This is a genomic window from Pseudomonas chlororaphis, assembly GCA_001023535.1.
GTDB classification, from domain to species: Bacteria; Pseudomonadota; Gammaproteobacteria; order Pseudomonadales; family Pseudomonadaceae; genus Aquipseudomonas; species Aquipseudomonas chlororaphis_E.
Genome location: CP011020.1, coordinates 4103690 through 4117371, shown reverse-complemented (window position 1 = coordinate 4117371; position 13682 = coordinate 4103690). Strand labels below are relative to the sequence as shown.

12 protein-coding genes are annotated in these 13682 nt (G+C 63.0%); 3 read left to right on the top strand and 9 right to left on the bottom strand.

The annotated features are described in order from the left end of the window. Positions 1 to 101: 101 nt before the first annotated feature. Complete coding sequence (locus tag VM99_18020; GenBank protein ID AKJ99874.1) at positions 102 to 1367, bottom strand: hydrolase; 1266 nt, start codon at positions 1365 to 1367, stop codon at positions 102 to 104. 288 nt (positions 1368 to 1655) lie between these two features. Between VM99_18020 and VM99_18015 the strand changes: the two genes are divergently transcribed. Then, on the top strand, positions 1656 to 2759 hold the full coding sequence (locus VM99_18015; protein AKJ99873.1) for a Fis family transcriptional regulator: 1104 nt from the start codon (positions 1656 to 1658) through the stop codon (positions 2757 to 2759). Here VM99_18015 and VM99_18010 read toward each other — a convergent pair. From VM99_18010 to VM99_17975, 8 genes are all read right to left on the bottom strand, one after another. Then, the gene (locus VM99_18010) at positions 2751 to 3548 is read right to left on the bottom strand and encodes a branched-chain amino acid ABC transporter ATP-binding protein (GenBank protein ID AKJ99872.1); all 798 of its coding nucleotides are present in this window, start codon (positions 3546 to 3548) and stop codon (positions 2751 to 2753) included. The two genes, VM99_18015 and VM99_18010, sit on opposite strands and share 9 nt — an antisense overlap. A 57-nt stretch (positions 3549 to 3605) precedes the next feature. After that, positions 3606 to 4931, bottom strand: a complete 1326-nt coding sequence (locus tag VM99_18005; protein AKJ99871.1) for an ABC transporter permease — start codon at positions 4929 to 4931, stop codon at positions 3606 to 3608. Positions 4932 to 4984: 53 nt separating this feature from the next. After that, complete coding sequence (locus tag VM99_18000) at positions 4985 to 6052, bottom strand: ABC transporter permease (protein ID AKJ99870.1); 1068 nt, start codon at positions 6050 to 6052, stop codon at positions 4985 to 4987. Between the two features lie 13 nt (positions 6053 to 6065). Then, the gene (locus VM99_17995) at positions 6066 to 6947 is read right to left on the bottom strand and encodes an ABC transporter permease (protein ID AKJ99869.1); all 882 of its coding nucleotides are present in this window, start codon (positions 6945 to 6947) and stop codon (positions 6066 to 6068) included. 67 nt (positions 6948 to 7014) lie between these two features. After that, positions 7015 to 7797 carry an ABC transporter gene (locus VM99_17990; GenBank protein ID AKJ99868.1) on the bottom strand — a complete coding sequence of 261 codons (783 nt, stop codon included), beginning with the start codon at positions 7795 to 7797 and terminating at the stop codon, positions 7015 to 7017. A gap of 12 nt (positions 7798 to 7809) precedes the next feature. After that, a complete protein-coding gene (locus tag VM99_17985; GenBank protein ID AKJ99867.1) occupies positions 7810 to 8970 on the bottom strand; it encodes a long-chain fatty acid--CoA ligase in 1161 nt (386 codons plus the stop codon). 14 nt (positions 8971 to 8984) lie between these two features. Next, positions 8985 to 10082 carry an alkanesulfonate monooxygenase gene (locus tag VM99_17980; protein ID AKJ99866.1) on the bottom strand — a complete coding sequence of 366 codons (1098 nt, stop codon included), beginning with the start codon at positions 10080 to 10082 and terminating at the stop codon, positions 8985 to 8987. 37 nt (positions 10083 to 10119) lie between these two features. After that, positions 10120 to 10683, bottom strand: coding sequence for an NADH-dependent FMN reductase (locus VM99_17975; GenBank protein AKJ99865.1), 564 nt, complete (start codon positions 10681 to 10683; stop codon positions 10120 to 10122). A 405-nt stretch (positions 10684 to 11088) separates the two neighbouring features. On the opposite strand from VM99_17975, the gene VM99_17970 reads away from it, so the two are divergent. Both VM99_17970 and VM99_17965 read left to right on the top strand, forming a co-directional pair. Then, a complete protein-coding gene (locus VM99_17970) occupies positions 11089 to 12333 on the top strand; it encodes a monooxygenase (GenBank protein ID AKJ99864.1) in 1245 nt (414 codons plus the stop codon). Between the two features lie 303 nt (positions 12334 to 12636). Beyond that, positions 12637 to 13554, top strand: a complete 918-nt coding sequence (locus tag VM99_17965) for a transposase (protein ID AKJ99863.1) — start codon at positions 12637 to 12639, stop codon at positions 13552 to 13554. Positions 13555 to 13682: the final 128 nt, after the last annotated feature.

The following is a 13682-nucleotide window of genomic DNA, read 5'->3' as shown; positions in this document are numbered from 1 at the left end:
ATTATTGTTGTTACAGGGCAGTGAATGGCGGCGCAAAGCGTCGCCCAACACCTGGCCAGGCCAGGTGAATGGAACGCAGGTTTCTTATCGTCGGGCGCGGGTCAATCGCGCAGTTGCGCGGCGATGGCTCGCAGCATGCGTACGCTGTCGGTGTCGAACGGGCCGATGGCGTCATCCAGCGAAGACTGCTTGACGATCACCACGCCGGAAGGTTTGTCGACAAACAGGTATTGGCCATGAATGCCACCGGCCATGATCGCCTGGCTGTGGTCGTTGAAGACGTACCACTGGCTGCGGTAGGACGCGCCGGGGGTCCAGGCGTGGAAGTCGGCTGACGTGGCATAGACCGCCGGGTCGGCACCGGCGGCGATGCGGGCCACCGTCTCGGCCGAGAGCAGTTGTCGTTCGCCCTGGCGGCCGTCGTTGGCCAGCAGGCGTCCGAAACGCGCCATGTCCCGCAACGTCGCGCTGAAACCGGCGCCGGCCACGCTGCGGCCCCACGGATCGGCCATGAAGTAGCCGTCGCGCTCGCAGCCCAACTGGCGCCATACGGTTTGCAGCAACTGGTGACAGGCCTTGCCACTGGCCCGCTCCATGACCCAGGCCAAGGCTTCGGTGGTCGCCGTCACGTAGCTGAAGAAGCCGCCGTGCTGGCCGCGCTTTTTCAGGGACGGCAGGAACTGATACAGCGACTCGAACTGCGCGTATTGCGCCGGCGCCGGCTGGAACCCGCAGGCATAGCCGTACTGGGAGCTCTCGGAATCCGGGTCTTCGTAGACTTCGCTGTAGTCGATACCCACCGCCATGTCGAACAACTGGCGCACGGTGGCATCGCCGAACGCGCTGCCCGCCAGCTCCGGCACGTAGAAGGCAGCGGGTAATGTCGGGTCCAGCACACCGTCGCACACCAGTTGCTCGCCCAAGGTGCCGACCAGCGACTTGGTCACCGAAAACATGACGTGCCGGTCCTCGGGACGCTGCCCGTTGAAGTAGCGCTCATATAGCACCGTGTCGCCCTGCAGCACCAGGAAGGCGTCGGTCTGGCTGGCGACCAGGTGGTCGATCACGCTGATGCTCAAGCCGCATTCGCTGTCGAAGTGCAGCTTGTCCAAGGGCTGTGGCGCCTGCTTGAACTCACTGACCGGCCCGCAGCCCGCCTGCACGTCGATGGTGGGACGCAGGCGTGCCAGGTTGCGAAACCCCCATTGGTTGAACGGGGGCCGCATCCAGTTGTTCCAGGTGACGCGGTGGTGGGGTTCGGCGGGAAAGCCCTGCATGAGCAATGGCCCGTGGCGGGCGGCGTGCAAGGAAGATTCGTTGGCCTCGACGTAAAGGCTTGCCAAGGTTGGCAGGGTGTTCTGACTCATCGGGGTTGCCCCTGAACAGTGACTCTGCGTGAAAGCAGATGCAGGGAAATAATTATCCGATAATTTCTTTTAGTCAATAAATGTTTTTACAGACAGTCTCCTTTGCAACGATCTGACCGACACCGCGTCGCCGCGTGGCGATGGCTTTAAGCAAATAACTAAAGGTTATTTATTAACAATTTCTTAGATCATTTAGATTAAATCTTAAGCCGAATGGCTCGCGGGGTGCTGCCATCAAGGAGTGTTGGTCCTCACCCGACCTCAATCTCATCAACGGGTGCCATCGTCATGCAACTCCTCACGCTCCCCCCCTCCCCCAGCCTGGCCACGTCGATCCGCGCAACGGCCCAGGTCTTCGAGGACCCCAGCTCTCGTGCCTTGCTGGCTCATTTGCAACAAGTCGCACCCAGTGACGCCAGCGTGCTGATCATCGGCCAGACCGGCACCGGCAAGGAATTGGTGGCCCGCCACGTGCACAACCTCAGCGCCCGCCGCGACAAGCCGTTCATTGCGGTCAACTGCGGGGCCTTTTCCGAAACGCTGGTCGAAGCCGAACTGTTCGGGCACGAGAAAGGTGCCTTCACCGGCGCGCTGACCGCCAAGGCCGGCTGGTTCGAGGAAGCCGATGGCGGCACGCTGTTCCTCGATGAAATCGGTGACCTGCCGCTGCCCATCCAGGTCAAGTTGCTCCGCGTGCTGCAAGAGCGCGAGGTGGTACGCCTGGGTTCGCGCAAGAGCATCAGGATCAACGTGCGGGTCCTCGCGGCCACCAACGTACAGCTGGAAAAAGCCATCAACGCCGGGCATTTTCGCGAAGACCTCTACTACCGCCTCAACGTGGTCACCCTGGTGCTCAAGCCGCTACGCGAACGGCCCGGCGACATCCTGCCGCTGATCCGCCATTTCATCGCCGAGTACAGCCGCAAGCTCGGCCTCGGCGACGTGACCCTGGACGCCCAGGCTCAGCGCAAACTGCTCGACTATTCCTGGCCAGGCAACATCCGTGAGCTGGAAAATGTCATCCATCACACCTTGCTGATCTGCCGTCACCGGGTGATCGGCGTGCAGGACCTGCATTTGTCGAACCTGCGCATCGAACGCCAGGACACCACCCAGGCGTGCCTGCCGCAAGACCCCGAGGCGCTGTTGCAAAGAGCCCTGGAAAAACTGCTCGAACAGGAACAGGGCGACTTGCATGAAAAGGTCGAAGCCGAGCTGTTGCGCGCCGCCTACCGCTACGCCAACTGCAACCAGGTCCATACCGCGCAACTGTTGGGGCTCAGCCGCAATGTCACCCGCAGCCTGCTGATCAAGATCGGCGAACTGGTGGTCAACCGACGTCGCTCCCCACTCGACACCCGGGACGGCCAGGTGATCAACCTGTCAACCTGAAACCGCACCGGCACTCACAGCCTGGCGCCCCGCGCCACCGGTCCGCGCGCCCAGGTAGAAATCCTGGAGATCGCTGCGGGCCGCCAGTTGCCCGGCGCTGCCTTCGCTCATCACGCGACCGCTTTCCAACACATAGCCGTAGTGCGCGTGACGCAGGGCAACGTTGATGTTCTGCTCGGCGACCAGGAAGCTGACGCCGTCATGCCGGTTGAGCTGGTGAATGATGGCGAAGATCTCCTCGACGACCCGCGGGGCCAGCCCCATCGACGGCTCGTCCAGCAAGACCAATCGCGGCTTGGCCATCAACGCGCGGCCGATGGCGATCATCTGTTGCTCGCCGCCGGAGGTGTAGCCGGCCAGGCTGTTGCGCCGCAGCTTCAGGCGCGGGAAATGACCATAGACCCACTCCAGGTCGGCCAGCAACTGGCGCCGCGGAGCCTGGCGCGCCAGGGCACCGGCCAAAAGGTTTTCCTCCACGGTCAGTTGGGCAAAGCAATGCCGGCCCTCCAGCACCTGCACCAGGCCGTTCGCCGCCAGGGTGTGAGGGGCACTGTGGGTCACCTCCGCGCCCTGATAAACGATCCGTCCGCGCACCACTTCGCCCTTTTCGGCGCGTACCAGGTTGGACGCTGCCTTCAACGTGGTGCTCTTGCCCGCGCCATTGGCCCCCAACAGCACCACCACCTGCCCGGTCGGCACCGTCAGCGAGACGTTGCGCACCGCCAGGATGGTCTGTTCGTAGAGCACTTCAATGTCATCGATCTGCAGGATCGGCGTGTTGATCGTCATGGGGTTTCACCTCGTCCAGGGGCGACCGGACGCACATGCGCCGATCGCCTTGATGCCTCAGGATTCCTTGCTGCAATCACGCGGGGTCAGGCCCTTTTCCCGGGCGTACTGATGGGACGACGCTTCGATGATCGGCCGCAGCAAGGCACGGTCGGCCTGCACCCAGTCACTGATCAGCTTCCATTGGCTGCCGTCCCATTGCTGGAAGCGCACCGCGCCACCGCCTTCATGGTCCGAGCACGACAATTGCAACGGTTGCACCAGCCCTAGCGCTCCCAATTCCTTGAGCCGGGCGTCGTCGAGCTTGAGGTGCTCGAAGCCCCAGCGCACTTGCTCACCGGTCAACGGCTGCTTGCCGAACTTCTCCTGGGCGATGCGCACGGCTTCGACGTTGAGGATGCCGTTGACCACGCCCAGGTTGTAATACACGGTGCCGAACCGCTTGGGGTCGGCCAGGTCGCCGTGACCTGCGTCGACCACTTGTTGCTTGATGCCCTGCAGGACCGGGAAGTCAGTGCCCGAAGGGTGCGTGGTGATGGCGATGAAGCCCTTGGCGGCGGCACCGGCTGGCGCGGCGTCATCCTCGGAGTTGCTCCAGATATTGCCGATGATGTGATCGGCCGGGAAACCGACTTTCTGCGCGGTCTTCAACGCCACCGGGTTCATCACGCCCCAGCCGCGCAGGATCACCCAATCGGGTTTTTCCCGGCGGATGTTCAACCATTGCGATTGCTGTTCGTTGCCCGGGTGCGGCACTTCCAGCAGGGTCAACGCAAAGCCGTACTTGTCGGCCAGGGTCTGCAAGACCTCGTTGGTTTCCTTGCCGTAGGGCGAGCCGTGGTACAGGGTGACGATCTTCAAACCCTTGAGCTTATCCAGCCCACCGGCCCGCTGACCGATGTAGTTGATGATCGCCGACACCTCGGAATACGGGTTCAACTGCAACGGGAAAACGTACGGGAACACGCTGCCGTCGGTGGAATCCGTGCGCCCGTGGTTGATGGTGATCAGCGGCAGTTTGTCGGCTGTCGAACGTTCCAGCGTGGCGTAGGCGATGCCCACCGATAACGGGTTGGTCGCCGCTGCCGGCGCGCCGTTCAAGCCTTTCTTCAGGCGCTCGTAGCATTCGACGCCTTTTTCCACCACGTACTCGGTTTCGCATTCGCTCCAGGTCAGCTTGACGCCGTTCACGCCGCCGTTGGCATTGACGTACTTGAGGTAGTCGATAAAGCCGCCGAAAAACCCGCTCCCACCGGCCGCGTAAGGGCCGACGCGATAGCTTTGCAGCGGGAAGTACTGCTCGTTGTCCGCCTGGACAGTGAAGGCCGCGACGGTGAGGCTGAGCGCCAATGCCAGTTGGCTGGCGAGTGATCGTTTGAACATCGGGTTTTCCTTGTAGGTATCAGTCACTGCGAAAATGGGTAGGTGCACGTCCTTCAGTAGCGCAGCGGCCATCGCCGCGCGCGTTCGCGCAAGCGCCGCCAGAGGCGCGCCAGGCCTTCTGGTTCCTTGATCAGGAACAGGATGATCAGGGCACCGAAGATCATCTTCTGCAGGTTCTCCACCTGGCCGGCGTCGATCAGCCCGCCGGGCAGCAGCGCCGCCAGGTTCGAGAGCAGGATGGGAAACAGGACGATGAACGCGGCGCCGAGGAAGTTGCCCAGCAAGCTGCCGAGGCCGCCGATAATGATGATGAACAGGATCTGGAACGAACGATTGAGATCGAACCCATGGGGCTCCACCGTGCCCAGGTACGCGAAGGCCCAGAGCGCACCGGCCACCCCGAGGAAAAATCCGCTGATGGCGAAGGCCAGCAATTTGGTCTTCGCCAATGGAATCCCGATGATCGCAGCAGCGGCGTCCATGTCGCGCACCGCCATCCAACTGCGCCCCAGTTCGCTGCGCACCAGGTTCTTGCCCAGCCAGAACAACGCCACCACCACACTCAGGGTGAGCAGGTAGCGCCCGGCCGGGGCGTCCAGGTTCCAGCCGAACACGCTCAGCGGCGGCGCGCTGATGACGCCCGAGGCGCTATTGTTGGAAAACCAGCTATAGCGGGTCAGCGCCCAGGTCACGAAAAACTGCGCCGCCAGGGTCGAGACCAGCAGATAGAAGCCCTTGATGCGCAGACTGGGCAAGCCGAACACCAGCGCCACCAGTGCCGCCGTCAAGCCACCCAGCGCGATACTGACCAGCAATGGCAAGGCGCTGACGCGTATTTCCAGGTTGTAGGTGGCAAAGGCCCCCACCGCCATGAACGCCGCGGAACCGAGCGACAACTGCCCGGCGTAACCGGTCAGCAGGTTCAGCCCCAGGCCGGCCAGGGACAGCACCAGGAACGGAATCAGGATCGCGCTGAGCCAATAGTCGTTGCCGAGCCAGGGCACGCCGATGAAAGCCACCAGCAGCAAGGCGACGAGCCCGTGGCGATCCTGGCGCAGGGCGAAGACACGGCGGCCTTCGGCATAGCGCGTCGTGAACTGGCCGGCTTCTCGATAGAACATGGTGCTCCCCCTTCTAGACTCGCTCGATGGCACGTTCGCCAAACAACCCCGCCGGACGCACCAACAGGAACAGCAGCGCCAGCACGTAGGGGAACCAGTTCTCGATACCGCTGCCGATCACCGGTCCGAGGTACACCTCCGCCAGTTTTTCCGAGGCACCGATGATCAGCCCGCCGACAATCGCGCCGCTAATGGACGTGAAGCCGCCGATGATCAGCACCGGCAACGCCTTGAGCACCACCAGCGACAGCGAAAACTGCACCCCCAGGCGAGCGCCCCAGAGCAGGCCGGCGACCAGCCCGACAAACCCCGCCACCGACCACACCACCACCCACACGCGCTGCAAGCGGATCCCCACGGCCAGCGCCGCCAGCGGATCATCGGCCACCGCTCGCAGCGCCAGGCCCAGCCGGGTGCGGTTGAACAGCCACGACAGCACCAGCACCAGCGACGCCGCCGTCAGTGCGGCGAACAGGTCGAACTGCGACAGCAACAGCCCGCCCAGTTCCAGCGGCTCGTCGCTGATGCCCAGTTCCAGGCCATGCACCTGCGCGCCCCACAGCGCCTGGGCGAAGCCTTCGATGACGTAGGACAGCCCGAGGGTGGCCATGAACAGCGTGATGGGCGAACGGTTGACCAGTGGGCGCAGCACCACGCGCTCCACCGCCACGGCGATGAGCACCATCGCCGCCAGGCTGATGAGGAACGCCAGCCAGAAAGGCACGCCGCGCTCCAGGAGGCTGACGAAGGTCAGCGCGGAAAACAGCACCATGGCGCCCTGGGCAAAATTGAACACCCCGGAGGCCTTGTAGATCAGCACGAAGCCGATGGCGACCAGGGCGTACATCACCCCTGCCAGCAACCCGCCAATCAATACTTCAAAGAAAAATTCCATGCCTGTTCCTGTTCTGCGGGCACAACTTGCCTGCCTTCCCGGTCGGGAAAGCCTCCAATAGTGAATGTCAGTGGCGAGTGCCCAGGTAGGCCGAAATGACCTCGGGGTTCTGCCGTACCGCGTCGGGCGTGCCGTCACCGACCTTGCGACCGTAGTCCAGCACCACCACGTGGTGGCTGATGTCCATGACGACGCCGATGTCGTGCTCGATCAACACCACGGTGGTGCCCAGCTCACGGTTGATGTCGACAATGAACCGGCTCATCTGCTGCTTCTCGTCGGCATTCATCCCGGCCATGGGTTCATCCAGCAGCAACAGCCGAGGCTCCGCCGCCAGGGCGCGAGCCAGTTCCACCCGCTTCTGCAAGCCGTAGGACAAGGTGCCGACCAGCACGTCGCGCCACGGCTGCAAGTGAAGGAACTCGATCACCCGCTCTGCCGCTTCGCGCTGCCGATCGTCCTCGTCCCGCGCCCGGCCGATGCGCAGGGCTTGTTCGATCCAGCTGCTGCGACGCTTGAGGTGACGCCCGGTGAGCACGTTGTCGAGCACGCTCATGCCCTTGAACAGCGCAATGTTCTGGAACGTCCGGGCAATGCCGCGTACCGCCACGTCGCGAGCGCGCATGCTGCGCCGCTCCTGGTGGTCGAAGCGGATGCACCCGGCCTGGGCCTGGTAGACGCCACTGATGACGTTCAACAACGAACTCTTGCCGGCCCCGTTGGGCCCGATCAGGGCGCAGATTTCACCCGTGGCTACTCGGAAACTGATGTCGGTGACGGCTTTGACGCCCTTGAATGACAACGAAATATGTTCCAGTTCCAGCACATGCGTGGCGACAGTGTTTGTCATCGGCGCGGCCCCTCAAGCCAGTTGCGACTGGCGCTCGCGCCAATCATCGGGAGTCAGTTCCACAGGGGTTGGCGGTGCTTGCCAATGAGGGACATCACCCCAGTGGCGAACCTGGATCCCCAAGCGCTGGAAAAACGCCTGGGTCTCGGGCCGCAAGGCTTCCCCCACGACCAACGGAATGCGGGTACGGGTAAACCCGAGCACGTCGCGCAATGGCCGGCGGACCAACCAGCCTCCCAACTGCCGTTGCAACACGCCTGGCGCTGGCGCCAACGCCCAATCCACCAGCCTGCGCGCCCAGCCACCAGGCTTGGGCAAGCGCTCCAGCACGTACCCGTGCAAGCGCTCGTAGGTGTCCCGCGTCCCGGCCACCAGCGTCGGGCCCAGCTCGCGCCGGTCACGATCACGGGTGGCCAGGCTCTCAGGAAAATTCAGGCAAAAACCCGCCACCAGCCATGGCGCCAACAAGTAGCGGGCTTGTCCGCCCGAGGCAAACGCACGGGCAGCCAGCGCTTCGTCCTGCCGCCCGAGGGCTTCACGCGTCACCAGGCGTTCGCCGTCCTGCAACAGTTCGGCGTGGCTGAGACATTGCTGCTCAGGGCCCTGCGCACCTTGGCGAAAGAACACGAAGGCCGTTGGCTGAGCGTACGTGGGCGGCGCCTGACTGGCAGTCGACTGGTGGGCCACCAGCGTCGCGTAATCCAACGCCTGCACCGCTGGCAGGGCCTGGGGCAGCCCGCGCGGATCGAGGTACACCAATACCTGCGCCGTTACCGATGCCGCTTGCAGGCGCAGGATTTCCTCGGCGCCCTCCACCAGGACGAAATCCGGTTGCAGGGCGCCGAGTAACTGCGTCTGCTCAGGCGCCGGTTCCAGTGGATCGAACAGGCTCGCCACGCCACCCAGCCATTGCGCAGCCAAGGCCGCGAGCAGCGCTTGCGGACGGGGCCGGCTGATGATCGTCAGCGTCGCGCCCACCGAGAACCCCCGAGCCTGCAAGGCAGCGGCCAGGCGCTGCACCTCGTCGCCCAATTGGCCCCAGGTCCGCACCTGCCAGATGCCCAGGTGCTTGTGGCGCAGGGCGACGTCGGCACCATGCCGCCGCGCCTGGCGCTGCAACCACTGGTGCAAACTGGACGGCGAGTCGTCGTGTGTATCGGTGAGCGTCCCCATGTTCGCCTCCGCGCCTACGCCACCGCCGCCGTTCGGGTGGCGGCCTTGCGTTGTTCCAGTTCACGCACCAGCGGCAAGACCTTGCGCCCGAAATATTCGACCTCTTCCTGGAAGTGCAGGAAGCCGGCGAGCACCAGGTCGACCCCCACGGCCTTGAGCGCGACGATGCGTTCGGCGATCTGCTGTGGCGTGCCGATCAGGTTGGTCTTGAAGCCATCGTTGTACTGCACCAGGTCCTCGAAACTGGACTTGGCCCAGTTGCCCTCGCCTTCCGGGCTCGACTTGCCGGCCTGCTTGGCCGCGTCGCCAAAGGCGTTCACTGCCTCCGGGTCAGCCTGCTCGATGATCTGCGCGAGTACCGCACGGGCTTCCTCCTCGGTGTCGCGGGCGATGACGAATGCGTTCACCCCGACCTTGACCGTGTGCTGGTTGGCGGCGGCTTTGGCCCGCAGGTCATCGATCTGGGCCTTGACGCCTTCCACGGTATTGCCATTGGTGAAGTACCAGTCGGACACGCGCGCGGCCATGTCCCGCGCGGCGCGAGAGCTGCCGCCCTGGAAGATTTCCGGGTGCTGTTGCAACGGTTTCGGCTTGAGGGTGTAGTCGTGGAAGCGGTAGAAGTCACCGCGAAAGGTGAAGTTGTCGGTGGTCCAGATGCCCTTGAGGGAGGTGATGAATTCTTCGGAACGCCGGTAGCGCTCGTCATGCTCCAGCCACGGCTCACCGATGGCGGTGAACTCCCCCTTGAACCAGCCGGACACCACGTTGATCGCCACGCGGCCGCCGGTCAGGTGGTCGATGGTCGCAATCTGCTTGGCCAGCACCGACGGCGTCCATGGCCCCGGTAGCACCGCGGCGATGACTTTCAGGCGTGTGGTGGCGGCCAGCAGGGCGTGACTGAACGCCACGGACTCATGCTGGTATTCGGCCCCGTAGCCGGCGGTGAAACGGACCTGGGACAACGCGTAGTCGAACCCCGCCGCTTCGGCGATCTGCGCCAGCTTGCGGTTGTAGTCGATGCCCCAATCGGTGCGTTGTTCGATCTTGCTGACCACCAGCCCACCGCTGACGTTGGGCACCCAGTAGGCGAACTTGATTGTGTCCTGGCTCATTGCATGTACTCCACGGCTCATAGAAAGAAAGCGGTTGTCAGGCGGCGCTGGCGTTGCGCCGCACATCCACGGCAAGGCTGAGGGACGCGGCCTCGGCCGCGCGCTCGATACGTTCCAGCAATTGCGCGTTGGCGATTCGGTAATGGCTGAAATCCGTTTCAGAGGCATAGACCCCCACCGGTAAGGTCAGGGCCTGGAAGAACCCAAACAATGGCCGCAACTGGTGATCGATGACCAAGGCATGGCGCTCGGAGCCTCCCGTGGCGGCCACCAGCACCGGCACGTTCTTCAAGGCTTCGTGATGCACGAAGTCGAACAGGTGCTTGAACAGCCCGGTGTAGGAAGCCCGGTAGACAGGGCTCGCGGCGATCAGCAGATCGGCGCTTTCAATGGCTTGCAGGTCCGCCTGCACGGCAGCGGGCAAGGCCTCGCGCCGCAACACCCCGGCGAACTGCGGACCGACCTTCGCCAACTCGATCAGGCGTACCTCGATCGGCCGTTGCCGACCCAGGCTTTCCACCAGTGCCTTGACCAGTGCCAGGGTGCGCGAGGGTTGCTGCACACTGCCGGACACCGCCACCACGTTAAATTGCTTGCTCATCCGTTATCCCTTGCCGGTAGACGCCCCTTCAGCGTCTGCACAAGGTGTAGAGCAGCAACCGTGCCAGTTGAATATTTTCTTTATATTCAGCCAGTTAACACATCCAGACGAATCACTTCGCTGTCGCTCGACAGACAAGCTGTTGATCCACTGTTGCCCCACGAACACCCGGCGCTCGACAGGCCTGGGCGATGGCTGTTGCCCGGCGCACAGTGGCGCAACAGATTGTTCGCGGGAGGACAGTCGCGTTGCCCTCGACCGCGAATGGGGCCCGCATTTATGGGGGGTTGGTCGACGGGCATGGACTGTGCAATGGCCACTGACAAGCACGGCCCGTCAGTGAGCGACCTCCTCGCTCACCCCGTTAGCCGGCACTCGCCTACTCGCCATCGAAGGAACACCACCATGACTGCACAGCAACAACACCTGCCCCCGACCCTTTCCAGCGGTACCGACTATGAAGCCCTGGCCGAGCGATTCCGGCCGATCTTCGTGCGCATCCAGGCCGGCGCGCTGGAGCGTGAGCAAACCCGCAGCCTGCCCTTTGAGCAGGTGCAATGGCTGAAGGAGGCCGGTTTTGGCGCCGTGCGCGTGCCGGTCGAATATGGCGGTGCCGGGGCCTCGTTGCCGCAGCTGTTGCAGTTGCTGATCGAACTGGCCGAAGCCGATTCCAACCTGCCACAGGCCTTGCGCGGACATTTCGCCTTTGTCGAGGATCGCCTCAATGCCCATGCGGCGGAGCCACAAGACACCTGGTTCAAGCGCTTCGTCGAGGGTGACCTGGTGGGCAACGCCTGGACTGAAATCGGCGCGGTGAAGATCGGCGACGTCATCACCCGGGTGTCTCGTCATGGCGATCGATGGCAGGTCAACGGCACCAAGTACTACAGCACCGGCAGCATCTTTGCCGACTGGATCGACGTGTACGCCCAGCGCGATGACGACGGCACCGACGTGATCGCCGCCGTCCACGTGCACCAACCGGGCGTCAAGCTGAGCGACGACTGGGACGGCTTCGGCCAACGCACCACCGGCAGCGGCACCACGGTCTTCGAGCAGGCCTGGGTCGAGGCTGAACACATCATCGACTTCTCCACCCGCTTCAAGTACCAGACCGCGTTCTACCAGTTGGTCCTGCTGGCGGTGCAGGCCGGTGCCGGCCGTGCCGCGGTCCATGACTTCACCGAAAACGTACGCGCACGCACGCGAATTTTCAGTACCGGCAACGCCAGCACAGTGAGCCAGGACGTCCAGGTGCAACAAGTGATCGGCAAGGCCTCGGCCCAGGTCTATGCCGCCGAAGCCACCGCGCTGCGAGCGGCGAGCGCCGCTCAGCGGGCCTACGAGAGCCGGTTCAGCCAGGACGCCAAGGCTGAACACACCGCCAACATCGCCGCCGAACTGGAGTCGGCCCAGGCCCAGGTGGTCATCGCCGACCTGATCCTGCGCGCCACCAGCGACCTGTTCAACGCCCTTGGCGCCTCCGCCACCAGCACCACCAAGGCCCTCGACCGCCATTGGCGCAACGCACGCACCGCCGCCTCGCACAACCCGCTGATCTACAAGGAACGCATCCTCGGCGACTGGGAAATCAACGGCACCGAGCCGCCGTATGTCTGGCAGATTGGCGCAGGCTCCAAGCAAAGCTGAAGCCCCAGAAATCCCCCTGTTGGAGCTTGCTCGCGAAGCGGTGTATCTGACACAGGGATGTCGAATGGACCGCCGCCTTCGCGGGCAAGCCCGCTTGTGTCTGAGTAAGGGAATAAACTCTGGGGTGAGAGGGGTAGATGGCAAGCTGTGAGTCCGCGGTGCTTGAAGCACGAGTGGGAGCAAAGCTGCCATCTACCTTTCTACTCTGGCCCATAAGCCCGAACAGTTGGACGAGCGGCACTCGAATCACAAGCGTGGGCAAAGCCAGAGCACTCTCATTTCTGAGTGTAAGAGGGTTTTGCCATGATTTCCTGGGTCGGTATCGATATATCCAAATCAAATCTCGTCGTTTGGGTTCGACCACAGAACCAAGGCTACGAGGTCCCCAATACGCCTGAGGGTTTTGCACAACTGGTCGAACAGCTAAGCCCGTACACGATTGGCCGGGTGTTACTGGAAGCCACGGGCGGCTATGAACGAAAGGTTATGGCAGCACTGCAGGAGGCAGGTTTCAATGTGCTCAGGATCAACCCTCGTCGGGCTAGAGCCTTCGCCGTAGCAATGGGCAAGAATGCCAAGACCGACCCCATCGATGCGGCTGTTCTTGCCGATTTTGCCGAAGCTCTGCATGCGTCTCACGAAAAGCCCATTTCACCTGAGCGTGAAGCACTGCGGGAGCTGATTCAGCTGCGCGAACACTTCGTCCAGCAACGAGATGACAACAAGCGCCGGCTACAGCAGGCTCAGCTTCCGGCGGTTATCGAGGTGATCAAAGATCATATTCGCTACCTGCAAATCCAAATCAAGCAGTTTGGCAAAGCCATTAATCAAAGCATGCGTAAGCTGGATGCGGAGAAAGCCGACCGACTCACATCAGTTAAAGGGATCGGCACTGTGGCGACTGCTAGTTTGTTGGTTTACCTGCCTGAGCTCGGTGAGCTTGATCGCAGAGAGATCGCGTCCCTGGCGGGAATCGCCCCCTACAACGACGACAGTGGCAATCACAGCGGCAAACGTCAGATTTACGGAGGAAGAGCGCGGGTCAGACGTGCGCTTTATATGTCGTGCTGGGTTGTCATCCGCTATCACGCCGACTTCAAGGCCCGGTACGAAGCACTTCGAGGGCGAGGCAAGAGCGCGAAAGTCGCGCTCATCGCCTGCATGCGAATATTGCTAATCAGACTGAATGCCATGCTTCGAGACGGCACTGAATGGCGGTGACGGGTGGTAGAGGTAAGACAGTTGCTCCCACAGGTTCTTCGGCCGACCCGGATGGCGTGTCCGACGCCTATTCATTGTGGGAGCGGGCTTGCCCGCGAAGATGGCTGCACATCCGACATCTCGTTGAC